This window comes from Nostocoides sp. (genome assembly GCF_037045025.1).
In the GTDB taxonomy this organism is placed as follows: Bacteria; Actinomycetota; Actinomycetes; order Actinomycetales; family Dermatophilaceae; genus Nostocoides_A.
The window spans coordinates 619,500-646,053 of record NZ_JBAOHM010000007.1; the positions used below are offsets into that span (position 1 = coordinate 619,500).

Annotated in this window: 26 protein-coding genes; 8 read left to right on the forward strand and 18 right to left on the reverse strand. The window is 67.8% G+C overall.

Features of this window, described 5'->3' with window-relative positions:
• Positions 1-16: 16 nt before the first annotated feature.
• The 3 genes from tal to V9G19_RS07605 all read left to right on the forward strand — a co-directional run bounded on the left by tal (position 17) and on the right by V9G19_RS07605 (position 3,711).
• Positions 17-1,129, forward strand: a complete 1,113-nt coding sequence (tal, locus tag V9G19_RS07595) for a transaldolase (RefSeq protein ID WP_462284860.1) — start codon at positions 17-19, stop codon at positions 1,127-1,129.
• Positions 1,130-1,198: 69 nt separating this feature from the next.
• On the forward strand, positions 1,199-2,743 hold the full coding sequence (gene zwf, locus V9G19_RS07600; RefSeq protein ID WP_462284861.1) for a glucose-6-phosphate dehydrogenase: 1,545 nt from the start codon (positions 1,199-1,201) through the stop codon (positions 2,741-2,743).
• Entirely contained in the window at positions 2,740-3,711 is a 972-nt protein-coding gene (locus V9G19_RS07605; protein ID WP_462284862.1) for a glucose-6-phosphate dehydrogenase assembly protein OpcA, read from the forward strand. The genes zwf and V9G19_RS07605 overlap by 4 nt, the downstream gene beginning before the upstream one ends.
• 51 nt (positions 3,712-3,762) lie before the next feature.
• Here V9G19_RS07605 and V9G19_RS07610 read toward each other — a convergent pair whose 3' ends face one another.
• The 15 genes from V9G19_RS07610 to V9G19_RS07680 form a co-directional block, all read right to left on the reverse strand.
• The gene (locus tag V9G19_RS07610) at positions 3,763-4,515 is read right to left on the reverse strand and encodes an ABC transporter ATP-binding protein (protein WP_462284863.1); all 753 of its coding nucleotides are present in this window, start codon (positions 4,513-4,515) and stop codon (positions 3,763-3,765) included.
• Positions 4,516-4,525: 10 nt separating this feature from the next.
• Positions 4,526-5,203: an FtsX-like permease family protein gene (locus V9G19_RS07615; protein ID WP_462284864.1), complete on the reverse strand. Its 678-nt coding sequence runs from the start codon at positions 5,201-5,203 to the stop codon at positions 4,526-4,528.
• A gap of 12 nt (positions 5,204-5,215) precedes the next feature.
• Positions 5,216-6,862 carry an ABC transporter permease gene (locus V9G19_RS07620; protein ID WP_462284865.1) on the reverse strand — a complete coding sequence of 549 codons (1,647 nt, stop codon included), beginning with the start codon at positions 6,860-6,862 and terminating at the stop codon, positions 5,216-5,218.
• Entirely contained in the window at positions 6,859-7,503 is a 645-nt protein-coding gene (locus V9G19_RS07625; RefSeq protein ID WP_462284866.1) for a TetR/AcrR family transcriptional regulator, read from the reverse strand. The genes V9G19_RS07620 and V9G19_RS07625 overlap by 4 nt, the downstream gene beginning before the upstream one ends.
• A gap of 221 nt (positions 7,504-7,724) precedes the next feature.
• Entirely contained in the window at positions 7,725-8,075 is a 351-nt protein-coding gene (locus V9G19_RS07630; protein WP_462284867.1) for an RNA polymerase-binding protein RbpA, read from the reverse strand.
• A 67-nt stretch (positions 8,076-8,142) separates the two neighbouring features.
• Complete coding sequence (gene secG, locus V9G19_RS07635) at positions 8,143-8,391, reverse strand: preprotein translocase subunit SecG (protein WP_462284868.1); 249 nt, start codon at positions 8,389-8,391, stop codon at positions 8,143-8,145.
• 137 nt (positions 8,392-8,528) lie between these two features.
• Complete coding sequence (locus V9G19_RS07640) at positions 8,529-9,224, reverse strand: helix-turn-helix transcriptional regulator (protein WP_462284869.1); 696 nt, start codon at positions 9,222-9,224, stop codon at positions 8,529-8,531.
• Between the two features lie 81 nt (positions 9,225-9,305).
• Positions 9,306-10,097, reverse strand: coding sequence for a triose-phosphate isomerase (tpiA, locus tag V9G19_RS07645; RefSeq protein ID WP_462284870.1), 792 nt, complete (start codon positions 10,095-10,097; stop codon positions 9,306-9,308).
• Positions 10,094-11,299, reverse strand: a complete 1,206-nt coding sequence (locus V9G19_RS07650; protein ID WP_462284871.1) for a phosphoglycerate kinase — start codon at positions 11,297-11,299, stop codon at positions 10,094-10,096. The genes tpiA and V9G19_RS07650 overlap by 4 nt, the downstream gene beginning before the upstream one ends.
• 6 nt (positions 11,300-11,305) lie before the next feature.
• Positions 11,306-12,310: a type I glyceraldehyde-3-phosphate dehydrogenase gene (gene gap, locus V9G19_RS07655; protein ID WP_462284872.1), complete on the reverse strand. Its 1,005-nt coding sequence runs from the start codon at positions 12,308-12,310 to the stop codon at positions 11,306-11,308.
• A 130-nt stretch (positions 12,311-12,440) separates the two neighbouring features.
• Positions 12,441-13,421, reverse strand: a complete 981-nt coding sequence (gene whiA / locus V9G19_RS07660; RefSeq protein WP_462284873.1) for a DNA-binding protein WhiA — start codon at positions 13,419-13,421, stop codon at positions 12,441-12,443.
• Positions 13,422-13,498: 77 nt separating this feature from the next.
• Entirely contained in the window at positions 13,499-14,437 is a 939-nt protein-coding gene (locus V9G19_RS07665; RefSeq protein WP_462284874.1) for a gluconeogenesis factor YvcK family protein, read from the reverse strand.
• The gene (gene rapZ / locus V9G19_RS07670; RefSeq protein ID WP_462284875.1) at positions 14,434-15,351 is read right to left on the reverse strand and encodes an RNase adapter RapZ; all 918 of its coding nucleotides are present in this window, start codon (positions 15,349-15,351) and stop codon (positions 14,434-14,436) included. Before rapZ ends, V9G19_RS07665 begins: the two co-directional genes overlap by 4 nt.
• Before the next feature lie 30 nt (positions 15,352-15,381).
• The gene (gene uvrC, locus V9G19_RS07675; protein ID WP_462284876.1) at positions 15,382-17,301 is read right to left on the reverse strand and encodes an excinuclease ABC subunit UvrC; all 1,920 of its coding nucleotides are present in this window, start codon (positions 17,299-17,301) and stop codon (positions 15,382-15,384) included.
• A gap of 78 nt (positions 17,302-17,379) precedes the next feature.
• Positions 17,380-17,811 carry a Rieske (2Fe-2S) protein gene (locus V9G19_RS07680; RefSeq protein WP_462284877.1) on the reverse strand — a complete coding sequence of 144 codons (432 nt, stop codon included), beginning with the start codon at positions 17,809-17,811 and terminating at the stop codon, positions 17,380-17,382.
• A gap of 239 nt (positions 17,812-18,050) precedes the next feature.
• Here V9G19_RS07680 and V9G19_RS07685 point away from each other — a divergent pair, with 239 nt between their 5' ends.
• The 5 genes from V9G19_RS07685 (at position 18,051) to V9G19_RS07705 (ending at position 23,656) form a co-directional block, all read left to right on the forward strand.
• Complete coding sequence (locus V9G19_RS07685; RefSeq protein ID WP_462284878.1) at positions 18,051-19,286, forward strand: branched-chain amino acid ABC transporter substrate-binding protein; 1,236 nt, start codon at positions 18,051-18,053, stop codon at positions 19,284-19,286.
• Positions 19,287-19,438: 152 nt separating this feature from the next.
• Positions 19,439-20,404: a branched-chain amino acid ABC transporter permease gene (locus V9G19_RS07690; RefSeq protein ID WP_462284879.1), complete on the forward strand. Its 966-nt coding sequence runs from the start codon at positions 19,439-19,441 to the stop codon at positions 20,402-20,404.
• Positions 20,401-22,110: a branched-chain amino acid ABC transporter permease gene (locus tag V9G19_RS07695; RefSeq protein WP_462284880.1), complete on the forward strand. Its 1,710-nt coding sequence runs from the start codon at positions 20,401-20,403 to the stop codon at positions 22,108-22,110. The genes V9G19_RS07690 and V9G19_RS07695 overlap by 4 nt, the downstream gene beginning before the upstream one ends.
• Entirely contained in the window at positions 22,107-22,943 is an 837-nt protein-coding gene (locus V9G19_RS07700) for an ABC transporter ATP-binding protein (RefSeq protein WP_462284881.1), read from the forward strand. Before V9G19_RS07695 ends, V9G19_RS07700 begins: the two co-directional genes overlap by 4 nt.
• Positions 22,944-22,948: 5 nt before the next feature.
• A complete protein-coding gene (locus V9G19_RS07705; protein ID WP_462285049.1) occupies positions 22,949-23,656 on the forward strand; it encodes an ABC transporter ATP-binding protein in 708 nt (235 codons plus the stop codon).
• Positions 23,657-23,668: 12 nt separating this feature from the next.
• On the opposite strand, the gene V9G19_RS07710 is transcribed toward V9G19_RS07705, so the two are convergent.
• Genes V9G19_RS07710 through V9G19_RS07720 form a run of 3 tightly spaced genes read right to left on the reverse strand, consistent with a single transcriptional unit; the run spans position 23,669 to position 26,371 of the window.
• Entirely contained in the window at positions 23,669-24,898 is a 1,230-nt protein-coding gene (locus tag V9G19_RS07710; RefSeq protein ID WP_462284882.1) for an amidohydrolase, read from the reverse strand.
• Positions 24,895-25,626 carry a hypothetical protein gene (locus V9G19_RS07715; protein ID WP_462284883.1) on the reverse strand — a complete coding sequence of 244 codons (732 nt, stop codon included), beginning with the start codon at positions 25,624-25,626 and terminating at the stop codon, positions 24,895-24,897. The genes V9G19_RS07710 and V9G19_RS07715 overlap by 4 nt, the downstream gene beginning before the upstream one ends.
• Before the next feature lie 13 nt (positions 25,627-25,639).
• Positions 25,640-26,371, reverse strand: coding sequence for a DUF5058 family protein (locus V9G19_RS07720; RefSeq protein WP_462284884.1), 732 nt, complete (start codon positions 26,369-26,371; stop codon positions 25,640-25,642).
• Between the last annotated feature and the right edge of the window lie 183 nt (positions 26,372-26,554).

Below are 26,554 nucleotides of genomic sequence, written 5' to 3' on the forward strand. Positions count from 1 at the left end.
CGAAAGGAGCAGCACAGTGACCGCCAACGCCAATCTCACCGCCCTGACCGAGGCCGGTGTCTCCGTCTGGCTCGATGATCTCTCCCGCGAGCGCATCACTTCCGGGAACCTCAAGGACGTCATGGAGCACAGCGGCGTCGTCGGGGTGACGACCAACCCGTCGATCTTCCAGGCGGCGCTCAAGGACGGTGATGCGTATGCCGCTCAGGTCGCCGAACTCGCAGAGGCCGGCACGTCCGTCGACGACGCGGTCTTTGCGATCACCACGCAGGATGTGCGCGACGCGTGCGACGTCTTCCGGCCGATCTATGACGCCACCGCCGGCCAGGACGGCCGGGTCTCGATCGAGGTCGATCCCCGCCTGGCCCACCAGGAGGGCGCGACGATCGAGCAGGCCAAGGCGCTGTATGCCGCGGTGGACCGGCCCAATGTGATGATCAAGATCCCGGCGACGATCGAGGGCCTCCCGGCGATCACGGCCGTGATCGGCGAGGGCATCAGCGTCAATGTGACGCTGATCTTCAGCCTCGAGCGTTATCGCGCGGTCATGAACGCCTACCTCGAGGGGCTGGAGCGGGCCCAGGCAGCCGGCAAGGATCTCGCCCAGATCCGTTCGGTGGCATCGTTCTTTGTCTCCCGGGTCGACACCGAGATCGACAAGCGCCTGGACGCCATCGCCACCCCGGACGCGCTCGCGCTCAAGGGCAGGGCCGCGGTCGCCAACGCCCAACTCGCCTATCAGGCTTATGAAGAGGTCTTCTCCACTCCCCGCTGGGCGGAGCTCGAAGCCGCCGGGGCGCACAAGCAGCGGCCGCTGTGGGCGTCGACCGGCGTGAAGGACCCGGACTACCCCGACACGCTCTATGTCACCGATCTGGTCGCCGCCAACACCGTAAACACGATGCCCGAGAAGACCCTGACCGCGGTTATCGACCACGGCAATATCGCGGGCGACGCCGTCACCGCCCACTATGGCGACGCCGCCAAGGTCCTCGATGACATTGCCGCTCAAGGGATTTCCTACGACGAAGTCACCGCGTTGTTGGAGCAGGAGGGCGTTGATAAGTTCGAACAGGCCTGGACCAGCCTGTTGACCGACCTGCAGAGCGCGCTGGACGCCGCCAAATAGCCGCCCGTGCGGTCGGCGCTGCGGCCGAAAGACGCGGCACCGACGGCACGGCATACGGAAAGGATCGTGATGTCTCCCGCTCGTGTCGCACCAGGAATCAACCCGCTCCGAGATCCCCGCGACAAGCGGCTCCCGCGCATCGCCGGCCCGTGCGGAATGGTCCTTTTTGGCGTCACCGGCGACCTGGCCCGCAAGAAGCTGATGCCGGCGATCTATGACCTGTCCAATCGCGGGCTGCTGCCGCCGGGGTTTTCGCTGGTCGGGTTCGCGCGGCGCGACTGGGCCGATCAGGACTTCGGCAAGGTGGTCCACGAGTCGGTCAAGCAGTATGCGCGCACTCCCTTCCGCGAGGAGGTGTGGCGGGCGCTGTCCGAGGGCCTGCGCTTCGTGCCGGGGGCTTTCGACGACGACGCCGCCTTCGACCAGCTCGCCACCACCTTGCACGAGCTCGACGAGGCCCGGGGAACGGGAGGCAACACCGCCTTCTATCTCTCGATCCCGCCGGGCTTCTTTGCCACCGTCTGCCAACAGCTGGAGCGCTCCGGGCTCTCCACCCCCAAGGAAGGCACCTGGCGGCGGGTGGTCATCGAGAAACCGTTCGGGCACGACCTGGCCAGCGCCCGCGAGCTGAACAGCATCGTCGAGGGCGTCTTCCCGCCGGATGCGGTCTTTAGGATCGACCATTATCTCGGCAAAGAGACCGTCCAGAACATGCTCGCCCTGCGCTTCGCCAACCAAATGTACGAGCCGATCTGGAACAGCCACTACGTCGATCACGTCCAGATCACCATGGCCGAGGACATCGGCATCGGTGGCCGGGCCGGCTACTACGACGGGATCGGCGCCGCCCGCGACGTCATCCAAAACCATCTGCTGCAGTTGCTTGCGCTCACCGCCATGGAGGAGCCGGCTTCCTTCACCGCCAACCAACTTCGTGCCGAGAAGGAGAAGGTGCTCGCGGCGGTCCGCGTCCCCGCCGACATCGGGGCAGCCACCGCCCGCGGGCAGTATGCCGCGGGCTGGCAAGGTGGCGAGCAGGTCGGCGGATACCTGGACGAGCAGGGCGTCGCCGGCAGCTCGACCACCGAGACCTATGCCGCGGTCAAACTGGAAGTCGCCACTCGCCGCTGGGCGGGGGTGCCCTTCTATCTGCGTACTGGCAAACGCCTCGGCAAGCGCGTGACCGAGATCGCGGTCGTCTTGAAGCGGGCGCCGCACCTGCCGTTCGCCGACACCGCGACCGAGGAGTTGGGCGAGAACGCCATCGTCATCCGGGTCCAGCCCGACGAGGGCGTGACGATGCGCTTCGGCGCCAAAGTGCCTGGGGCACAAATGGAAGTTCGCGACGTCACGATGGACTTCGGCTATGGTCGCGCGTTCACCGAGTCCTCGCCGGAGGCCTACGAGCGGTTGATTCTCGACGTGCTGCTCGGGGACCCGCCGCTCTTCCCCCGGCACGAGGAGGTCGAGCTGTCCTGGCAGATCCTCGACCCCATCGAGGCTCACTGGGCGCGCCAGTCGGGAGGCCTCGATCAGTACGAGGCGGGGACGTGGGGTCCCCGCGAGGCCGACGACCTGATGGGCCGGGACGGTCGCTACTGGAGGCTGCCATGATCATCGACCTGCCGAGCACGACCACCGGGGCGGTGAGCAAGAAACTCATCCAGTTGCGCGACGACGTCGGCGCGATGGCACTCGGGCGGGTGTTGACGCTCATCGTCGTGTGCACCGAGGCCGAGATCGACGCCGCCATCGACGTCGCCAATGACGCGAGCCGCCAGCACCCGTGTCGGGTGATCTGCGTCGTCACGGCCAATGCGCGCGGTTCCACCCGCCTGGATGCCCAGATCCGGGTCGGCGGCGACGCGGGCGCGAGCGAGGTCGTGGTCTTCCGCCTGTATGGGCAGTTGACCAAGCACGGCCGTGCGGTCGTCATCCCGCTGCTGTTGCCCGACTCCCCGATCGTGGCCTGGTGGCCGAGCGATGCTCCCGCCAATCCGAGCGCCGACCCGATCGGGGCGATGGCCAGCCGTCGGATCACCGACGCCGGCGCCGTCAAACGGCCGCACGCCGCGCTCGCCGCACGGGCGTCGAGCTACAGCCCGGGCGACACCGATCTGGCCTGGTCGCGGGTGACCCTGTGGCGCGGGCGCCTGGCCGCCTCCTTGGATCACGCGCCCTACGAGTCGGTCACCGCGGCGACGGTCGTCGGCGCGGGTGACTCGCCGTCGGCCCTGCTGCTCGCGGCCTGGTTGGAGAACGAGCTGAAGTGCCCGGTCACCCTGGCCAAGGCGCGTTCGGGATCGGGCATCATCAGCGTCCGGCTCGAACGCAAAAGCGGCAATATCGACCTGGTCCGGCCCGAGGGCAATACCGCGACGCTCGAGCAGCCCGGCCAGCCGCTGCGCCGGATCGCCTTGCCGCACCGCAGCGACGCCGAGTGCCTCGCCGACGAGCTGCGCCGGCTCGACGCCGACGAGGTCTATGCAGATGCGCTCGTCCGCGGTATGCCGAAGCTCTCCCGCCGCCGGTCGACGACGGCGAGCCAGGCGGTGGCCGCCGGCGAGGCGCCCAGAGCGTGAGGTTTCGCTCGCGCCCCGTGGGCCCGGGGGGCTTGACACCCGAAGGAGAGGTCAGATGCCCAGCCGGCTCATCGCCGCGCCGACCCGTTCCTCCCGCTCGCCCGGCGTGAGGTCCCGCATGAGGTGCACCTCGTCGACGGTGCGCCCATCGGAGAGGAAGAGGACGCGCGAGGCGCTGGCGGCGACGCGCGCATCGTGGGTGACGATAAGCATGGTAGTTCCCTGGGCATTGAGCGTGCGGAACAGGGCGATGACGTCGGCGGACGCCTGAGAGTTCAAGGCGCCCGTCGGTTCGTCGCCGAAGAGCACGGCGGGCTGGTGCAGCAGGGCGCGGCACAGGCTCACCCGTTGCCGTTGCCCACCGGACACCTCGGTGACGCCGCGATCCTCCAGTCCCGAGATCCCGGTGAGTTCCATCAACTCGCGCGCCCGGGCACGCAGTTCGTCCATCCGCGCGTGGCCCCGCAGTGCGGCCGCGAACAGGATGTTGTCGAGGACATTGAGCGACTCCAACAGATTGGCGTCCTGGAAGACGAAGCCCATCCGCTCACCGCGCAGGCTCGTCCGCTCGTCCTCGGAGAGAGTGGCGATGTCGACGTCTTCGAGGCGGATCTCGCCGGAGTCGACCGGGTCCATCCCGCTGAGGCAGTAGAGCAGGGTCGATTTCCCGGATCCGGACGGGCCCATGATCGCGACGAAATCGCCGGAGTTGATGGTGACTGACACATCGGTCAGGACCTGGTTGCGAGCATCCCCCTGGGCGAAGCTTTTGTTGACGCCGTGGGCGGACAGCAAGGCGGTCATCGCGGCTCTCCTACGCCTTGAGTCGGTCGGCCAAGGCCGAGTTGAAATTGGCTCTCGTGTTGATGGCGGTGACCAGCCAGGCGCTGGCCAGGACAAGGGCCGCGCCGAGGGCGGTGCTGACCGGGCTGAACACGAGCTTGAGCCCGGACACATTGACGGTGCTGAAGATGACGTCGGCGACGGCGTTTCCGACCGGACCGGCCGCCAGGATGGCGACGAGGACGCCGATCGCGACCATCGAGAGGATCCGGAGCAGGAATTGACTGCGCAGATCCGTGGACGTGAAGCCCATCGCCCCCATGACCGCCGTGCTCTTGCGTTCCTGGGTGAGCATGAGCCGGATCGACATCCCGGCGATGAGGGCGGCAATCGCCACGGCAACCACCGAAAAGACCCACGCCAGGACGCTCATCACCCTGATGAGATCGGCCATCATCTGCCGCAGATACTCGCCCGTGTCGATGACGTTCACGCCGGGCACCGCCGTGGTGACGGCGCGGGCGACATCGGGCGCCGAGGAGGCCTCCCGCAGGCCGATGGCGATCGTGACGCCGGGATGGGGGTCGTCTCGCGTCGGGCCGTCCACTGCCTTGGCCGTCTTGCCGCCGTTGGTGATGTCCTGGTAGAGGCCGGTGATCGTTAACTTCCTGGCGCCTGCGGCGGCAGCGACCTCGAGCGTCTCGCCCAAGCCGACGCCCAGTCAGTCGGCGTTGAGTTCGGACAGGCCGATCTCGCTTGCGGTGTGCGGGGCGTGTCCGGAGCCATAGCGCAGGGGGAAGGCCCGCGGGTCGCCGTAGTCGATCCGCAGCGGGTGAGTCTCGCCCTTCGGCGTCGTGACCGACTCCGTCTCCAGGGTGTAGGTCGCCAGCTGCCGCACCTCGCGGTTCCCGGCGAGCGCGTCCTGAATCCGGCGGGCTACGGCGGTGGCGTCGTCGCGGTTGAGCAGGTCGATCCGCAGGTCGTAGTCGCCCATGCCCATATAGGTCACGAACTTCTCCGAGCCCACCGTGGCGCCGACTCGGAAGGGCACGAGCAGGACGAGAGTGACCAGGAAGGCCACGACGAGAATCGTCAGGTGGCGCGACGGATCGCGCCGAATAGCGGCGAGCGCATATCGACGATTGACCGCCCGGCCCGTGGCCGGCGCGATCGCCGGGCGCGGGCGTTGCTTGGTCCTGCTGAGACCCGAGACCCCGTGGAGGGCGTTGAGCGGGGAGATCTTGCGCAACTTCTTAAGGACGCGACGGACATACCCCTCCGCGACCAGATAGACGATCGCCGCGCCGAGCAGGCCGGCAAGCAACCCGAGCCACGGGTGGTTGACCGCGCCCATCTGGCGCTTGACATTGGCGAGGATGGCGCCGCGCGCTGCCACGGCGAGGAGGAACCCCACGACGCAGCCGCCGCCCAGCAGCCACCGGTACTTGCCGAGGTAGATCGCCCGGATCCGTTTGTCCCGCACGCCGATCGCCTTCATGACGCCGATCTCGCGCAGGTCCTCTTCGATGGTCGTCAGCAGGGTATAGCGGATGCATAGGAAGGAGATCAGCAAGATGATGAACGACATCAGGGAGATCAACAGCACGGTCACCATGTCGTTGAGGCTGTTCACCAGCCGGAAGAGCCCCCAGGTCAGCGACGGACCGTCGGCCTCGAGACCGGCCTTCGCGTAGGCCGCTTCGAACGCCTTGGCGTCGCCAGGCGAACGCAGCCGGAAGTCGATGAGGTATTCGGGTGAGGTACCGGGAGTCTCGCGCAACTGCGCATAATCCGCGTCGCTGATTAGCAGGCGCTTGGAGGAGGACATGGTGGAGTTCATTTGCGCGTCCCGGAAGACGCCGGCGATCGTGAAGATCCGTTCACCGTCCGGCGTGCGGACGCTGACCTGCTGGCCCTGCTTGAGATCGTATGTGCTTTGGTAGAAGAGCGGGACGTAGATCTCGCCCGGCTTCGGATGGATCAGCGTGCCGTCGGTCGACAACAACAGGTCCATGCGCTTCGACTGGGTCGCAAAAACGTTCTGCTGGATCTCGGCACCCAGCGACGTGCCATCGAAGGCCAGGGCGCCATTGTCGACATTGAGGATCTCGATCAGCTCGTAGTCGGTGACCTCGGGGCGAGCGTCGACGAATCGCTGCATGCGCTCGGCGTTGACCGGCCCCGAGTGCATCTGCATGTAGTGCGGGAGTTTCGCCTGCTCCATGAAGCGGTCGACGCTGCCGAACACACCCAGGGTCAGAATGAGTGCCGACGACAAGAGCGCGGAGGCAAGCAGGAGGAAGCCCGCCAGGAACACCGACACGAGCCGGTTGGCTCCCAGGCTGGCTCGCACCATCGTGCGGATCATGGCCGTGCCTCCTTCTCGGCCTGGGACAGCAACTCAAGGAGGAAGTCGAAGGACGCGGGCGCCGCGCCGAGAAGCAGCTCGGCGTGATGCACGAAGGCGTGGCGTCTGCGCTCCAGTGCTGCGTCGGCGACGATCGCCAATTCGTCGAAGGCGGCGTCCGAATAGCGCAGGAGCATCTCTAACGCCTCTTCTGGGTAGTCGGTCCGAAAGTCGCCATCGGCGATTCCGTCAAGGACGACTTGGGTGAGGATCGGCAGGACGGCGTGCATGGTCTTCTCGAGTGCCTCGTGGTGGAAGCGGATGTTCTGCGGCCGGTGCAGTTCGGCGAGCATGTCCTGCTGACTTGCCGACCGGGCCTGGCCGGTGGCCACGACGGCCATCAGCCGCTGCGGTGAGGACAGCCCGGGAGATTCCAGCACCCCGAGGCACCGGTCACGGATGCCCTCGACCTCGCGGTCGAGGATGGCCGCCATGAGCGCCTCTTTGCTCGCAAAGTGGTGGTAGAAGGTCCCCTTCGCCAAGCCCGTCGCATCGAGGATTTGCTGCACGGAGGTCTGGTCGAACCCGCGCGTGACGAACAACCGCTCCGCGGCATCTAGGATGTCGCGTTTGCGCACCTCGGGTTGTCGTGGCCGGGGCATCTGCTCCTCCGTGATGACCGGCGCTCTAGACCGACGGTCGGTCTAGAACACTCTATCCACGAGGACGTGGGCCTCGGATCGCAGGACCACATAGTGAGCCAAGGTCTCGGCCACAAGGTGAGGGATCGGGAACGGTTGTGGTGTGCAGCCGAGGGCTCGCCGCCCTTGTGCCGCCTCCCCCACGACCTCGGCGAGCTGACGGGATCGGTTGTCTTTTAGCTTTAGCGGATCAGGCCGCGATCGCGGAGTGATTCCAAAGCCTCGTCGAGGATCTGGGCGCCGTCGGCGTCGGAGCGGCGCTCCTTGACATAGGCGAGGTGGGTCTTGTAGGGCTCGACCCGCGGGGCGTCCGGCGGGTTGTCGGCGTCGGTGCCGGCGGGCAGGCCGCAGCGGGGGCAATCCCACAACTCCGGAACCACCAGCCCGGGCTCTTGGGCGAAACTCGGCCGGGTCACGTGCCCGTTGGCACAGAAATAGGAGATATACAGCCGCGGCGCGACCTCGCCGCGCTCGGCTTCTCCCATGGGACCGGCGCCGACCCGGCTCCCACGAATTGCATTGCCACCGACCATTGTTCGCTCGACGATCCTCTCAGTGGGGGACGTCCGGGGCGGCATTGCCCACGGGCGTAGGAGGGAGCTATTGAACGTTGAAGCGGTCGATGAGGCCGATCCCGACGATCGCGGTCACCCAGATGAGCGCGATCATGATCGTGATGCGGGTCAGATTCCGCTCGGCGACCGAGGACGAACTCATCGACGTGGACAGCCCGCCGCCGAACATGTCGGACAGCCCGCCGCCCTTGCCCTTGTGCAGCAGGATCAACAGGGTCAAGAAGAGCCCAGAGATCACCAGCAGCACCTGCAGGCCGATGCGCACCGAGTTCACGATGCCCCTTTCCTCAACATTCGAGTGCCACCGGGCGGGCCGGCAGCTTTGACAGTCTAACCCCACGGTGAGCAGGTCGCGATGGCCAAACGTTCCGCCGGCCCGGCGGGTTCCGTCGGCGAACCGCGCACCCTGCGTCAGGGAGGCAGCCGCGATTCGAGATAGGTGACCACGGCCAAGACCCGCCGGTGGGTGCTGCCGTCGTCATCGAGCGCGAGCTTGGCAAACACCGACCGTACGTGCGACTCAACCGTGCGGCCGGACAGGACCAGCTTCTCGGCGATAACGGCATTCGAGTGCCCCTCGGCCACCAGCCGGAGCACATCGAGTTCCCGAGGCGACAACTCCTCGCGGGCCGATCCGCCCCGAGCACGCACGAGCGCACGGACGACCTCCGGAGTGCGGCAGCCGCCCGCGCCCCGTCGGACTCCATCAGCGGCGGCATTCGGACCGGCCGCGTGGACCTCGATCGGGATCGGCGAGGCCGCCCTGATGGCCTCGAGTGCCGCGGCGAGTCCGCCGTCGAGTTGGCTGGGGCGGATGCCATGCGCGATCCGGCGCAGTTCGTTGATTGTCTCGCGCAGTTCGGCAACCGCCGCGTCGACCTCGGCCGCGTGGCCGGGCGGCAGCCGCGCCTGCAACAGCCGCAACCGCACGCCCGTCGCGAGGACACGCTGCTGCACCCCGTCGTGCAGGTCGCGCTCCAGCCGGCGGCGTTCGGCCGACGTCGCCTCGGCTAGGGATCGGCCTGACCCTCCTCGGCACGCGGGTAGCGACCCGCCGGGCAGCCAGGCGCAGCGCTGTGGCCGTGGCCTGACCCCTGCGAAGGGCACGGCATCCAGGCGCCCCCTTGGGGGTTAGCAATGGGCCGAACACCGTGATCGGTGTTCGGCCCATTGCCGGGTCGGGCTAGCTCAGCCGGGAGCGAAGTGCTGCTTGAACCGGCAGATCGCGGCGAATTCGACCGGGTCGAGTGACGCGCCGCCGATCAAGGCCCCGTCGACGTCGCCGCCGGCCATGATCTGGGCGATGTTGCTCGACTTGACCGAGCCGCCATACAGGATGCGGATGCCGTCGGCGGTGTCGCCGCCATACATGTCGGCCAGCTGGGTGCGGATCGCGCCGCACACCTCCTGGGCGTCCTCCGGCGTGGCGACCTCGCCGGTGCCGATCGCCCAGATCGGCTCATAGGCGACGACGATCGAACGGACCTGCTCCGGGGTGATCTGCGCGAGGCCCGCGCGGACCTGCTCGAGCACGTGCGCGACATGCCGGCCCTCCTTGCGGATCTCCAGACCCTCACCGCAGCAGAAAATCGGCGTCAGGCCATAGCGGTATGCCGCCACGACCTTGTCGGCGACGACCGCGTCGGTCTCGTTGTGATACTCGCGGCGCTCGCTGTGCCCGACGATCACATAGGTGCAGCCGAGCTTCGCGAGGAACTTGCCGCTGACCTCACCGGTGTAGGCGCCACTGTCGTGAACGGAGATGTCCTGGGCGCCATATTTCACCTCCAGCTTGTCACCATCGACCAGCGTCTGGACGGTGCGCAGGTCGGTGAACGGCGGGCACACCGCGACCTCGACGTCGGCGAAGTCGTGCTTGGCGTCGCGCAACGTCCAGTCGAGCTTTTGCACCAGATGAGTCGCCTCGAGGTGGTCGAGGTTCATCTTCCAGTTGCCCGCCATCAGGGGTGTGCGGCTCATTGAGAACCCTCCAGAATCGTGATGCCGGGGAGAGCCTTGCCCTCGAGGTATTCGAGGCTGGCGCCGCCGCCGGTGGAGATGTGACCGAACTGGTCGTCGGCAAAGCCCATCTGCCGGACCGCGGCCGCGGAGTCGCCGCCGCCGACGACGGTCAGGGCACCCTTGGCGGTGATGTCGACCAGGGCGTCGGCCAGGGCCTTGGTGCCGGCCGCAAAGGGGGCCATCTCGAAGGCGCCCATCGGGCCGTTCCAAAAGACCGTCTTGGCGTCGGCCAGCTTGTCGGCATACAGCTGCGCGGAGCGCGGACCGATGTCGAGACCCATCATGTCGGCGGGAATCTTGTCGGCGTCCACCACGGCGGTCTCGGTGTCGGCGGCGAAGTCCTTGCCGCAGACGACATCGACCGGCAGGACGATCTCGACGCCGCTGTCGGCGGCGCGCTGCAGATAGCCCGTGCACGCCCCCAGCGACTCGGCGTCGAAGAGGCTCTTGCCGATCTCGTGGCCCTGCGCGGCGAGGAAGGTGAACAGCATGCCGCCGCCGATCAGCAACCGGTCGGCCTTGCCGAGCAGGTTGTCGATGACCGCCAGCTTGTCGGCGACCTTCGCGCCACCGAGCACGACGACATAGGGCCGCTCGGGGTCCTCGGTCAGGCGCTTCAGGACATCGACCTCGGTCTTGACCAGACCGCCCATCGCCGACGGCAACCGGGTCGCGACGTCATAGACCGACGCCTGCTTGCGGTGGACGACGCCGAAGCCATCGGAGACGTAGGCGTCGGCAAGGCCGGCGAGGGCGTCGGCGAACTCGGCCCGCCCCTCGTCGGTCTTGGCGGTCTCGCCGGCGTTGAACCGGAGGTTCTCGAGGAGGACGACGTCGCCGTCGGCCATCGCGTCGACGGCGGCCCGCGCGGACTCGCCGACGGTGTCGGTCGCGAACGTCACCTCGTGACCCAGCAGCTCACCGAGCCGGGCGGCGACCGGGGCCAAGGAGTACTTGGCCTCCGGGGCGCCCTTGGGCCGCCCGAGGTGGGCACACACGATGACGCGTGCGCCCGCCTCGGTCAGGGCCGTGATCGTCGGGAGCGAGGCCCGGATCCGGCCGTCGTCGGTGATCGTCGTGCCGTCCAGCGGCACATTGAGATCGGAGCGGACGAGCACGCGCTTGCCGCGCAGGTCGCCCAGCGAAGCGAGATCACCCATGACGGATCAGAGGCTCTTGCCCACGAGCACGACGAGGTCGACGAGCCGGTTGGAGTAGCCCCACTCGTTGTCGTACCAGCCGACGACCTTGACCTGGTTGCCGATGACCTTGGTCAGCGGGGCGTCGAAGATGCAGGACGCCGGGTCGGTGACGATGTCCATCGAGACGATCGGGTCCTCGGAGTAGCGCAGGTAGCCCTTGAGCGGGCCCTCGGCGGCAGCCTTGACGGCGGCGTTGACCTCGTCGACGGTGGTCTCGCGCGAGGCCTCGAAGGTCAGGTCGGTGGCCGAGCCCGTGGGCGTGGGCACGCGCAGCGCGTAGCCATCGAGCTTGCCCTTCAGCTCGGGCAGCACCAAGGCGACCGCCTTGGCGGCACCGGTCGTGGTCGGCACGATGTTGAGGGCGGCGGCGCGGGCGCGGCGCAGGTCCTTGTGCGGGGCGTCGAGCAGGTTCTGGTCGCCGGTGTAGGCGTGGATGGTGGTCATCAGGCCCTTGACGATGCCGAGCTCGTCGTTGAGGGCCTTGGCCATCGGGGCCAGGCAGTTGGTGGTGCAGGACGCGTTGGAGATGATGTTGTGCTTCTCCGGGTCGTAGTCGCCGTCGTTGACGCCCATGACGAAGGTCGCGTCCTCGTTCTTGGCCGGAGCGGAGATGATGACCTTCTTGGCCCCGCCGTCGATGTGGGCCTTGGCCTTGGTGGCGTCGGTGAAGAAGCCGGTGGATTCGATGACGACGTCGGCGCCCACGGCCTTCCAGTCCAGGTTGGCGGGGTCGCGGTCCTCGAAGACCTTGAAGGACTTGCCGTTGACCGTGATCGACTCCTCGTCGAAGGTGACGTCGCCGTCGAGGCGGCCGAGCACCGAGTCGTACTTCAGGAGGGTTGCGAGCGTCTTGTTGTCCGTCAAATCGTTGACGGCCACGATCTCGATGTCGGCTCCCGACGCCTGCACGGCGCGGAAGAAGTTGCGCCCAATGCGGCCGAAGCCGTTGATGCCAACGCGAACAGTCATGCTCACATACCTTCCGGTTCGAGGTGGGGGAAGCCGCATCGGTGCGACTTCGAATCCAGAAGCCAGCCTATTGGTAGCAAGGGGTGCCGTGCACCCCGCCCAAGGTTCGGACAGAATGAGCCGTTTGCGCTCAACTGTCGAGCATGTCGGCGGTGATCGACGCCTCGGTGTCGGGTATGCCGAGTTCACCCGCTCGTTTGTCGGCCATCGCCAGCAGCCGCCGGATCCGCCCGGCGACGGCGTCCTTGGTCATCGGTGGTTCGGCGAGTTGACCAAGCTCTTCGAGCGAGGCCTGCTTGTGAGCCAGCCGCAACTCGCCGGCGAAGCGCAGGTGATCGGGGACCTCCGGTCCGAGGATCTCCATCGCCCGCTGGACGCGGGCCCCGGCGGCGACAGCGGCGCGCGCCGAGCGGCGCAGGTTGGCGTCGTCGAAGTTGGCCAGGCGATTGGCGGTGGCCCGCACCTCGCGGCGCAGCCGCCGCTCCTCCCAGACGAGGACTGCCTCGTGTGCGCCCATCCGGGTGAGCATCGCGCCGATCGCGTCGCCGTCCCGGATGACCACCCGGTCCACTCCGCGCACCTCCCGCGCCTTGGCGGCGATCTCGATCCGCCGGGCGGCGCCGACGAGTGCGAGCCCCGCTTCCGGGCCGGGACAGGTGACCTCGAGCGCAGACGAGCGGCCCGGTTCGGTCAGGGAGCCGTGCGCGAGGAAGGCGCCGCGCCAGGCGGCGACCGCGTCGCACATCGCGCCGCCGACGACCTTGGCCGGCAGCCCACGCACCGGCCGTCCCCGCACGTCGATCAGTCCGGTCTGACGGGCGAGGACGTCGCCGGCCTCGACGACGCGCACGACATATCGGCTGCCCTTGCGCAGCCCGCCGGCCGCGACAACGATGACCTCACTCGAGTGGCCATAGAGGGTGGCGATCTCGCGGCGCAGCCGCCGGGCGGTGTTGGCGGTGTCGAGCTCGGCTTCGACGACGATGCGACCCCCGACGATGTGCAGTCCCCCGGCGAAGCGCAGCATGGCGGCAACCTCGGCCTTGCGGCAACAGGTCTTGGTGACCTCGAGTCTGCTGAGTTCGTCCTTGACGGACGCTGTCATCGCCATCGGGACATCCTCGCATTTCCCCGGAGGCCAGGTGGCTACCGGGAGGAGCCACGATCACCCCGCCTCGGCTGGGGGACTCACGGGGTCAGCAGCAGGTCGCGATAGGCCGCGGCGAGTCGCAGCAGATCGTGGTGGCCCGGGTCGCGTCCGGCCACGGTGGCCACGATGAGTTCGGCGCCGATGCGATGCACGGCCTGCGCCAGGCCCGGATCCTCCCGGACGACCGACGGGTCGGCGAGCACGGCATCCAGGCGAAGTCCCGGGGCGTGCTGGGCGAGCGAATCGATGTGCCCGGATGCGGAGAAGCCGATGGTCTCGTCGGTGTGCATTTCGAGGTTGAGCGTCAACACCCGGCGGGCCCGGGTGCGCTGGAGGGCGGCAAGGAGCTGTGGGACGAGCAGGTGCGGCAGCACGGAGGTGAACCACGAGCCCGGCCCGAGGATGACGCAGTCGGCGTCGGCGATCGCCTGGAGGGTCTCCTCCCGGCAGGGGGGTGACGCCGGTTCCAGCGCGATCGACTTGACCAGACCGCCGGTGCTCGCGACATTGTGCTGCCCGGTGACGGTCATCACGGCATCCGGCCGGCTCGGGTCGAGCGCGACCTGGGCGCGGATCTCCAACGGCACGGCCGCCATCGGCAGGACGCGTCCGCGCGCGTTGAGCAGCCGACCGACGAGGTCGAGGCCGGCTACCGGGTCGGGGTCGAGATCCCACAGCGCCAGGATCAGCAGATTCCCCAGAGCGTGCCCGCCGAGCGGTCCCTCCCCAGAGAAGCGGTGTTGCAGCACATCGCTCCACTTTTGGCCCCAGGCGGTGTTATCGCACAAGGCGGCCAGCGCCATCCGTAGGTCACCCGGCGGGAGCACGCCGAACTCCTGGCGCAGCCGCCCGCTCGACCCGCCGTCGTCGGCGACGGTGACCACCGCGGTGATCCGGTCGCACACCAGCCGCAAGGCGGCCAGTGAGGCGGCCAGGCCGTGACCACCGCCGAGGGCGACAACCCGGTGGGAGCTCATTCGCGGCCCAGGTCGCGGTGGAGGGCGAAGGTCGCAATCTCGGGCCCGCCCAGCTCGTGAACCAGTCGCTCGGCGACCGCCACGGAGCGATGCTTGCCGCCCGTGCAGCCGACGGCGAGCGTGACATAGCGTCGGCCTTCGCGCAGATAGCCGGCAGTGACGGTGGCCATCAGCTCGCGCACCTGCGCGACGAAGTCGCCGGCACCTTCCTGGGCGAGCACATAGTCGGCGACGGCCTGGTCCTGCCCGGTGAGCAGGCGCAGCTCGGGCACCCAGAAAGGGTTGGGCAGGAAGCGCATGTCGAAGACGAAATCGGCATCGAGCGGAACGCCATACTTGAACCCGAAGGACAGCACGGCCAGCCGAAGCGGCAGCTCGTCGCTGACGCTGAACAGCGGCGTGACCTTGCGGGTCAGTTGATGGACGTTCAGGCCCGAGGTGTCGATGACGACGCTCGCCGTGGACCGCAGCTCCTGCAGCAACGCCCGCTCGGTCTGGATCCCGTCGAGCAGCCGCCCGTCGCCCTGGAGCGGATGCGGCCGGCGCACGCTCTCGAACCGGCGCACCAAGGCCTCGTCGGTGGCGTCGAGGAAGATGATGTTCGGGGTCCACCCACGCCGGCGCATGTCGGTGACCGCCTCGTGGAGCGAGGCAAAGAACTCCCCCGCCCGCACGTCCACCACCGCGGCCACCCTGCTCGGGCGCCCGTCCCGGACCGCCGAGACGTCATGGGCGAGTTCGACGAGATCGAGGATCAGCCGCGGGGGCAGGTTGTCCACGACATACCAGCCCATGTCCTCCATGACGTTGGCGACCGTCGAGCGCCCGGCACCGCTCATCCCCGTGACGATGACGAAGTCGGTGCTCAACCGGCGCAGTCGGGTCGGGGCCGGGGCGATGGGCTCCTGCGTCACGGCCCTATTCAACACCGGCTCGCGCGCCGGTCAGTCCAGGACTTCGCCGGTGGTGACATTGACGGCCGGCTCGGACGGCTGCGCTCCGAGCCGGGCGACGATCGTCGCGGCGAGAGCCGGGCCGATGCCAGGAACCTCGGCGATCTGCTCGGCGCTGGCGGCGCGAATCCTCTTGACCGACCCAAAGTGTTTGCGCAGGGCCTGCTGCCGGGCCGTGCCGAGACCGGGTATGCCGTCGAGCCCGCTGACCGTCATCGCCTTGCTGCGCCGCTCCCGGTGGAAGGTGATCGCGAACCGGTGCGCCTCATCCCGGACCCGCTGCAGCAGATACAGGCCCTGGCTTCCCCGCGGCAGGATGACCGGGAAGTCGTCACCGGGAACCCACACCTCCTCCAGCCGCTTGGCCAGACCGACGCAGGCCACGTCGACGACACCCAGCTCCTGCAGCACCTGCGCGGCCGCGTTGACCTGCGGCAGGCCGCCGTCGACGACGACGAGATTGGGCGGGTAGGCGAACTTCTTGGCCTTACCGTCCTCGTCCAGTTCGTGCCGCTCGCTGAGGTAGCGGCGAAAGCGTCGGGTCAGCACCTCGCGCATCGCGGCGGTGTCGTCGACTTGCCCGTCGCCGTCGCGGCCGATGATGAACCGGCGATACTCCGACTTGCGGGCCAGCCCGTCCTCGAAGACGACCATCGAGGCGACGACATTGGTGCCCTGGACGTGGCTGACGTCGAAGCACTCGATCCGCAGCGGGGACTGGTCGAGCGCGAGGTGGGTGGTCAACTCCTCCAGGGCCTGCGCCCGGGCCGACAGGTCCCCCGCCCGCGCGACCTTATGCCGGGCCAGCGACTGCTCGGCGTTGCGCCGGACGGTCTCCATCAGGGTCCGCTTGTCGCCCCGCTGTGGCACCCGCAGCTCGACCTTGTGGCCGCGGACGGAGCCGAGCAACTCACCCATGGCCGCGGGGTCGGTGGGCAGGACCGGCAACAGGATTTCGCGAGGTATGCCGTCGCCGGACTCCCCGGCATACACCTGGAGCAGGAGGTGCTCGATCAGGCTCGGGACGCCCTCGGCGTCCTTGTCGGCAACCCAGCCGCGCTGGCCGCGCACCCGGCCCCCGCGGACGTGGAAGACCTGGATGGCCATCTCGAGTTCGTCGTCGGCGATCGCGAAGACGTCGGCGTCGGTGCCGTCGCCGAGGACGACCGCATTGCGTTCGAGGGCCTTGGTCATCGCCTCGATGTCGTCGCGCAGCCGGGCAGCCCGCTCGAAGTCGAGGTCGGCGGCGGCGGCCTTCATCTGCGCGGTGAGCGACTTGACGAAACGGCTGGTGTTGCCGGCCATGAAGTCGCAGAAGTCCTCGGCGATTGACCGGTGCTCGTCCTCGCCGATCCGGCCGACGCAAGGCGCCGAGCACTTGTCGATATAGCCGAGCAGGCACGGCCGCCCCACCTGGCCGGCGCGCTTGAACACCCCGGTGCTGCACGTGCGGATCGGGAAGACGCGCAGCAATAGATCGAGGGTCTCCCGGATCGCCCACGCATGGGAATAGGGCCCGAAGTAGCGGGTCTTGGGCTTCTTGGCACCGCGCATGACCTGGGCTCGCGGGAACGGATCGCCCATCGTCACCGCGAGGAAGGGATAGGACTTGTCGTCGCGGTACTTGACGTTGAAGCGGGGGTCGAACTCCTTGATCCACGAGTATTCGAGCTGCAGGGCCTCGACCTCGTTGTGCACGACCGTCCACTCGACCGAGGCCCCGGTCCGCACCATCCGGGCCGTGCGTGGGTGCAGGGCGGCGATGTCCTGGAAGTAGCTGGACAGCCGCGAGCGCAGCGACTTGGCCTTGCCGACATAGATGACCCGGCCGTGCTGATCGCGGAAGCGATAGACGCCCGGGTCGGTCGGGATCGACCCCGGCGCGGGACGATAGCTCGACGGGTCAGCCACGGCAAATCACTGTATGCCGCCGCGGCGACACCCGCGGATGCCGCTCGCGCCGAGCCACGCGCGGGGCGCGCCCCCCGGTCAGGAGACCGACAACGAGTCGCCGTCGGCAGTGACCGTCTTGGCGGGCAACGAGGCGGTGGCTGGACCGGAGACCACCGAGCCATCGGTCACGGAGAATTTGCTGTTGTGGCAGGCGCAGTCGATGGTCTCGGTCACGCCACTGACCACGCACCCCTCATGGGTGCAGACCGCGCTGAACGCCTTGAACTCCCCCTCGGTCGGCTGGGTCACGACGACCTTGGCGTCGGTCAGGATCGCCCCGCCACCGACGGGGACGTCGGCGGCGGCCACCGTGGCCGCGCCCCCGGCAGCCGCGGCCGAGGAGCCGGACGGGCTCGACGTTCCCGAGTCCTCGCTCCCGCAGCCACTCAGGGCCAGTCCGGCGGCACCCACACCACCGGCGGTCAACAGAGTGCGCCGGGACTTTCCGGCAGGACGGCTGCTGGGCATTGGGTGGCTCCTTCGCTCGCTGTGCTGGCCCGCACACGCTAACCGAGCTCCCTGTGTCGAGCAGGTGTCGGCCCCGTGTCAGACCGGGAAAATAGCCTCCGCACGCATAACGAGAGGGACACGCCACCGCCGGGGGTATGTCGCAACCGGAGCATTTGCGGTTAATGTGCCCCTGCTCCCATGCATAGGCGGAGCGGGCGGGCGGGAGCTCGTCAGATTCTTTAACAGGAGGCAATCCGTTGACCAAGCGCTCCGTCGTTTCTGTCGGCGCCACCCTGCTCGCCACCTCCCTGATCATGGCGGGCTGTGGCTCGCGGGGCGGGAACGAGTCGTCCACCAGCGCCGGTGGCGGCGACAATGGTGGCAGCACCAAGGTGGCCAAGATCGGTGTCATCGCCCCCCTCTCGGGCGACCTCGCGGCCCTCGGGCTCGGCATCCAAAACTCCGTCGACCTGGCAATCAAGCAGGCCAACGAGTCCAATGCGATCCCGGGCTGGAAGCTCGAGATCGCCCCCGAAGACGACCAGGCCAGCGCGGATGTCGGCAAGAACGCCGCCACCAAGCTCGCCGGCGACAAGGACGTCATCGGCGTCGTCGGCACGCTGAACTCCTCGGTGGCCTTGCAGGTCCAGCCGGTCCTGGCGGCCGCCAATATCGTCCAGGTCTCGCCGGCCAACACCGGTGTGTCGTTGACCAAGGGTGACGACGCAGCCAACCCGAAGCGGCCGTTCCCCACCTACTTCCGCACCTGCACCACCGACGCCGTGCAGGGCCCGTTCGCCGCGCGCTACCTCTTCGAGAAGGCCGGCCTCAAGCAGGTTGCCACCATCCACGACAAGAAGGCCTACGGCCAGGGGCTCGTCGAGGCATTCACCGCGGAGTTCGAGAAGCTCGGCGGCACCGTGGTCGCGGCCGAGACGATCAACCCCGACGACGACAAGTACGACCCCGTCATCTCCGCGATCAAGCCGAAAGCCCCTCAGGCCGTCTACTACGGCGGTGAATACCCGCAGGCTGGCCCGCTCAGCCAGCAAATGAAGGCCCAGGGCCTCAACGTCCCGCTCATGGGTGGCGACGGCATCTTCGACCCCAAGTTCATCGAGCTTGCCGGCTCGGGCTCCGACGGTGACCTGGCCACCTCGGTCGGCGCGCCCACGGACACCACCGCGGCGGGCAAGGCCTTCCTGGAACAGTACAAGACGGCCGGCTACAAGGACCCGTCCGCGGCCTATGGCGGCTACTCGTATGACGCCGCGAACGCGATCATCAACGCCCTCAAGGTCAGCCTCAAGGACGCCGACAGTGTCGAGGCCGCCAAGCAGAACACGATCACCGAACTCGGCAAGATCGACTTCGAGGGCGTGACCGGGAAGGTCTCCTTCGACGAGTTCGGCGACACCACGTCCAAAGTGTTGACGGTCTACAAGGTGACCGGCGGCGAATGGAAGGCGGAGAGCACGGACTCCTTCGACTGACCGGGGACCGGCCGGTCGGCATACGACATCAATGACGCGTCGACGGGGGACAGCGTTGCCTGCCCCCCGCCGACGCGCCGTGTCATTTACCGTTCTCCCAGCGTGACCGGGGTCACGCGCCTGTCCCATCTCGTCCAAGGAGTGCACCGGCGGTGTCCCTTTTCCTCCAACAGTTGGTCAACGGACTGACGCTGGGCTCGCTCTACGCGCTGATCGCCGTTGGCTACACCGTCGTTTATGGCATCGTGCAGCTGATCAACTTCGCGCACGGCGAGGTATTCATGATCGGCGCCTTCGGGGCGCTGGCAACCTATTTGCTGTTCTTCAAGGGCCAGACCGCGCTCTGGATTTTGCCGATCATGATCGTCGGCGCGATGCTCGCCTCGGTGGGGACCGCAGTGCTCATGGAGCGGGCGGCCTATCGGCCGTTGCGCAATGCGCCCCGGCTCGCGCCGCTCATCACGGCGATCGGGATCTCGGTCTTCCTGCAGGAGTTCGTCCGGCTCTTCTTCGACAAGGTCCCCGGAGCCGACTTTCCCTCGGCCAAGGCGAAAATCCCCTTCCCGCAGATCGACGTCGTAACCGGCCCCGCGTTCACTCCCGGTGGCGTCAGCATCCAGCGGGCGGCGATCTTCACGATCGGCTCGCTGCTGCTGGCGGCCGCCTTGTTGTGGTACTTCATCAACAAGACCAAGGTGGGGCGCGGCATGCAGGCGGTCTCACAGGATGCCGACACCGCCCGGTTGATGGGGATCAACGTGGACCGGATCATTGTGGTCGCCTTCGCCCTCGGAGCGGCGCTGGCCGCCATCGCCGGTGTCGCGCAGGGGCTGCTCGTCACCAATGTCCACTTCAAGATCGGCTTCCTCGCCGGGCTTAAGGCCTTCACCGCCGCGGTCCTCGGCGGCATCGGCAATATCTGGGGTGCCGTCGTCGGCGGGCTCGTCCTCGGCGTCCTGGAGGCCCTCGTGACGCAATACTCGCGCTATCTGCCGGGCATCCTCGGCCAGTTCGGCGGGTCGACGTGGAAGGACGTGTGGGCGTTCGGCCTGCTCATCCTCATCCTCGTCTTCCGGCCACAAGGGCTGCTCGGTGCCAAGGTGGTGGACCGGGCATGAGCTCGCGCCGAGAGATCCCCGCCGGCTCCCGGGAAGCGCACGCCGGCAAGGGCTGGCCGCTCGCGCTGGTCGGTTCGGTGCTGCTCATCGCCAGCGGGCTGCTGTCGTGGAGCTACGACCCCAGCATCCTGGAGGACGTCTCGGTCACCATGTGGCCGGCGAGCGTGCAGTTGTTCGCGATGTTCATCGGCCTGGCCGGGCTCGTCCTTGCCCTCGCTCACCGCGGCCCGCTCGCCAGGCTCGGCGCCTGGTTCGACACGGCCGCGGGACTGCGCGCTCTGGGGTTGGGCGCGATCGGATTCGTCGTGCTTTCGCTCGTCGCCATCGCCTGGCAGGCCGGCGGCCTGGTCAACATCGACCCGGGCGGCTGGTTAGCGCTGCTGGCCGCGCTGCTCATCGCCGTGGGCGGGCTGCTGCTGCCGACGCCCCGGCTCCGGTCCTTGGCCAAGGCATTGACCCGCCCGATCCTGGAGATCCTCACGATCGTCGTGCTGATGGCGCTCGTGCTTTTCGGCAGCGCCTACGTCCTCGGCCGGAACGACCCGTGGGTGTTCATCCTCTTCCTCGTCATGGTCGCGGTCATCACGGCCGCCTTGGCCAAGGCGCGCTTCTTCACCTGGCTGAGCCACGTCGCCCAGCGGCACCGCCCGGTGCTCACGCTGGCCGCGTTCGTCGTCGCCTTCCTGTTCCCGTTCACCCAGGACGGCTCCGACGCCAACATGTCGATCGCCACGCAGGTGCTCATCTTTGCCGCCACCGCGATCGGCCTGAACATCGTCGTCGGGCTCGCCGGCCTGCTCGACCTCGGCTATATCGCCTTCCTCGGCTCGGGCGCGTATGTCGCCGCCATGATGTCCCATGCCGCCTCGGCGACGATCGGATTCAAGCCGCCCTTCATCGTCGTGATGCTCATCGGCGCCTGCGTCGCCGCCACCTTCGGTCTGATCATCGGCAGCCCGACCCTGCGCGTATCCGGTGACTACCTGGCGATCGTTACCCTCGCCTTCGGGGAGATCTTCCGGCTGTCGATGTTCAACCTCGACGGCAACAACGGGCCGGACCTGACCAACGGGCCCAACGGCATACCGGGCATTCCCGATCTCAATTTCTTCGGTTTCGACTTCGGCAAACCGCACACCGTGTTCGGCTTCCAGCTGGGCCGGTTCAGCAACTACTACTTCTTGCTGTTGTTGCTCGTCGGGTTCGTCATCCTGGTGTTCACCCGGTTGAACAACAGCCGGATCGGCCGGGGATGGGTCGCCATCCGCGAGGACGAGCGGGCGGCCGAGGCGATGGGCGTGAACACCTTCGCGCTCAAGCTGTTCGCCTTCGCCGGTGGCGCCTTCCTCGCCGGTCTAGCCGGGACGATCAAGGCCCACCAGGACACGGCCAGTTCGCCCGACCAATACATCTTCCTCGAATCGGCGTTCCTGCTTGCCGCGGTTGTTCTCGGGGGTATGGGCACGGTCGCCGGAGTCCTGATCGGCGCGACGATCTTGAAGTTGCTGCCCGAGAAATTGCGTTTCTTCAGCGAATACCGGCTGCTGCTCTTTGGCCTGCTCCTCGTGCTGATGATGCGCTTCCGGCCCGAGGGGATCATCGCCAGCAAGCGCCGGCAGCTGGAGTTCCACGAGGAAGACGAGGAACTGATGGATGAGATCCAGCAGGATCATCTGATCGACGTCGACGCGGAGTCGCGCGCATGAGCGCGGTCACCACCGGGCGCGGCCCGCACGACGCGGCAGCGGAACCGGCCGGCAAGATCGTCCTGCAGGCCAACAAGATCGTCATGCGGTTTGGCGGGCTCGTGGCCGTCGACAATGTCGACTTCGAGGTCCGCGAGGGCGAGATCGTCGGCCTGATCGGACCCAACGGCGCCGGCAAGACAACCTTCTTCAACTGCCTGACCGGCATGTATAAGCCGACGTCGGGCACGGTGACCTTCTTTGGCCAGGTGCTGCCGCCCAAGCCGCGCGCGGTCGTCAAGGCCGGGATGGCCCGCACCTTCCAGAACATCCGGCTGTTCGGCAACATGACGGCGCTGGAGAACGTCATGGTCGGCCGCTACTGCCGCACCTCGTCGGGGGCGATCACCTCGATCCTGCGGGGCCCCAAGTATCAGCGCGAGGAGCGCGAGTCCCGCGACCGGGCGCAGGAACTGCTCGACTTTGTCGGTCTCGGCAAGTCCGCGGAGTTGCTCGCCCGCAATTTGCCGTATGGCGATCAGCGTCGCCTCGAGATCGCCCGGGCGCTGGCGACCGACCCCAAGGTGCTCCTGCTCGACGAACCGACAGCCGGGATGAACCCCCTCGAAACCCAACAGACCAGCGAGCTGGTGTTCAAGATCCGCGACCAGGGCCTGGCGGTCGTCGTCATCGAGCACGACATGCGGTTCATCTTCGGACTGTGCGACCGGGTCCTGTGTCTCGTGCGCGGCGCGGCGCTCGTCTGGGGCACCCCGGCCCAGGTGCAAAGCGACCCTCGGGTGATCGAGGCCTACATCGGCGGCGCCGAGACCGACGACGAGGAGGACGCGTGAGCGCCATGCTGGAGGTCGCCGACCTCGAGGTGAGCTACGGCAAGATCAAGGCGGTCAAGGGGATCAGCTTTAGCGTCGGCGAGGGCGAGGTCGTCACGCTGATCGGCACCAACGGCGCCGGGAAGACGACCACGCTGCGGACGATCTCGGGGTTGCTGCGCCCGTCCGCGGGACGCATCGTCTATCAGGGCAAGCGCATCGACAATGTCCCGGCGCACGACATCGTCTCCCTGGGCATCGCCCAGTCCCCCGAGGGCCGGCGCATCTTCCCGCGGATGACCGTCGAGGAGAACCTCATGCTTGGGGCGTTCTCGCGCACCGACCACGCCGGGATCGCCAAGGATCTGCAGGCGGCATACGAACTGTTCCCGATTCTCGGCGAGCGGAGCAACCAGGCGGCCGGCACGTTCTCCGGCGGGGAGCAGCAGATGCTCGCGATGGGCCGGGCGATGATGAGCCGGCCCAAGCTGCTGATGCTCGACGAACCGTCGATGGGGCTGTCGCCGCTGATGATGAAGCGGATCATGTCGACCGTGCGAACCCTGCAGGAGCAGGGCACGACGATCCTGCTCGTCGAGCAGAACGCCCAGGCGGCGCTGAAGCTGGCCAACCACGGCTATGTCCTGGAGGTCGGCAAGGTCGTGCTGTCCGGCACCGGCCGGGAGCTGTTGTCCTCCGACGACGTCCGCAAGGCCTATCTCGGCGAGGAGTGAGGCGGCTCCCCGTCAACGCCCGACGTAGGCCAGCAGCGCACTCAACGCGGCGCCGGCGCCGGCGCTGATGGCATGTTCGGGGTCGGGGGTGTAGCCGGGAGTATGCACCCCGGATCGCTGCTCCTGCCCGGGGGCGAACACTCCGAAGGCCCAGAACACGCCGGGAACGCCGATCGCGTCGCTCAGCCAGCCCGCGTCCTCGGAGCCCATGCCGAGGCGGCCGTCACCGACCCGGTCGGCGCCGAACGCGGCGACGAGGGCTTCGGTGACCTTGGCCGTCTGCTCCGGCTCGTTGTAGAGCCGGGGGAAGTTGTTGATCGGCTCGAAGGTGGGTTCGGCGATGCCGGACGCCATCGCCTCGGCGGCGATGATGCGCTTGACCGCCGAGATGACGTGATCACGGACCTCCTGATCCGGGGTGCGGATGTTCAGGCTGAACTCAGCCGTTTCCGGGATGATGTTCTCCTTCGTTCCCGCGCGGAATGTGCCGACGGTCACTACGGCCGGCAGTTCCGGGTCCACCTCACGCGAGACCACCGTCTGCAGGCGCACCACCATGGACGCCGCCGCAACGATCGGGTCCTTCGACTTCTGCGGTTGCGAACCATGCGCTTGCTGGCCGGTGACCGTGACCCGCAACGAATCGCCGAGGGAAGCCATATTGCCTGGTCGGATGACGACCGTGCCGGCGTCGTCGGGCCAGGAATGCTGCGCCAGCACCACCTCGGGCCTGGGCGCCTTGTCCCAGAGCCCGTCGGCCACCATCGCCTTGGCGCCGTAGGCGCTTTCTTCGCCGGGTTGGAAGACGAATACCGTCGTCCCCGCCCACCGGTCCGGGTGTTGGGTCAAGAAGGCGGCAGCGGCGAGCGCCGACGTGATGTGCGTGTCGTGCCCACACCCATGCATCGTGCCTACAGTCGTCCCGTCCGGGAGGGTCCCCGTGGCCGTGGACGCATAATCGACCCCGGTTTCCTCGGCGATCGGCAGGCCGTCGATATCGGCCCGGAAGGCAACCGTCGGGCCGTCGCCATTGCGGATGGTGGCGACGACTCCCGTTCCACCGCACCGGAAATGTTCGATGCCGAGGCTGTCCAGGCGCCCCTCGATCCGCGCCGCGGTGCGGTGCTCCTGGGCCGACAGTTCGGGGTCAGCGTGGAACTCCTTGTACAGCGCTATGTGCTCGTCGAGGAAGTCCCGGGGCACCGCTATCCCGGTCGCCAGCTGCGCGTGTTCTTCACTCATTCTGGTTCTCCTTGGCTCGTCGTGGACGCTGCCGGCTTGGTGGTTTGGTCGCGGCCGTACCACGCGCCCAGGATCGTGATGATCACGGCGATCGGCGTGCCGTAGTTCGCCAGCGCTCCCACATAGGGGATGAGGAGGAAGTTGACCAGGCACGCCACCACGATCGCGATCATCGTGGTGCGCGGTGCCTTCATGGCGACGACGACCTGAACCAGGACGGCACCGAAGACGGCGGGCAGGATATAGCGACGGGCGACGTCGATCAGTGACTCGGGCAGGACGTCGATGAGCATGCTGCCCCCGATTCCCACGAAGAGGATGAGCGTGGTCAGGTGGACCAGGACGGCGCCGATGATCGCCGCGCACGCGATGAACTCGCCGCGGCGGGTGCCCGGCTTCTCGTCGAGGTTGCTCTGGGCGATGATGGCGGCGGGGAGCAGCTTGTTGGAGATATTGCCGATCATGAACGCCTGGTAGGTAGCCGCCCGCCCGAGGATCGGATAGTAGGAAATCGGCTCGACGATGGCGATGATGCCGAAGGTCCCCAACACGACGCTCACCGCTTTCCACACCTCCCCCGCGGTCAGGCCGAGGCCCAGGCCGAAGGCAGCGAACAGGGCAGCGAACAGCGAGACGAGGAAGCCGAGGAAGAGCGTGACCGGACCCCAGATCGAGATCGTGCGATCGAATTGGGCGAGCATCCCCGGTTGCCGGGCGTCAACGGACATCGTGCCTCCTCGCTCAGGCGCTGGTCATGAAGTGGGCGACCGTGAGGGCGACGACGATGGCGATGCCCAATCCCCATTCCCGCAGGAAGGGTTTGTTCAGGTGCGTGGCGCCGAGGAGGCATAACCCCATCGTCGCCGCCGACACGAACAGGAGGGTGAGGTGCACGCGCGACTTGAGCCCCTCGGCCAGGGTGAGAGTGAAGAATGCGCCCAGCATCGCGGCTCCGGGCACGATCAGCATGATCGTCGGATCGACCTTGCGCAGCGACTTGTCGCCCTTGGCGAGGATCGGCGTCAGGATCAGTGCGCTGAGCATCCAGGCGAGCCCGCCCAGGGTCATCGCCGAGAACCCGATCGCGAACACCTTCTGGGTGTAGGTGGGGCCACCGAGTTCGGCGTTCTGGGTGCCCGCGGCCATGCCGGCGGCGGCCACATCGAAGGCCGCCGAGCCGACCAGGCCGATCCGGGTCAGGACCGCTGGCGTCCCGAACAGAGGGAGCAAGGAAATCGCCACGAGGGCCACGGCCAGCGACGGCCCGATGGCGGCCACGGCACCGGAGCGGACCGACGCGGACACCTGATCGGGTGTCAGGTCCACCGCCGGCCCGGCCCGCCTGATGGCCCGGTAGTAGATGATCGACTGCAGCAGGATGACGCCGAAGACACCGGCCATCGCCACCCACAGCAGGGGATGGAGCGCGACCGGGCCGATGTCGGTGGAAGCGGGGTTCACGTCGTAAGGCATCTTGGCTCCTCACGCGATCTCGAGAAGAGCTTCTCCGTTGAGGCTCACGCAAACGAGGGTAGGGCACCCGTCGTGGAGGCGCCATATCAAAGGGCGCCGGCGCGGTGTGGAAACCCACAGCCGCAGACGATGACCGGTCCGCAGCCGCAGGTCCGCGACCGGGCAACACCGTCGCGGCCGCGG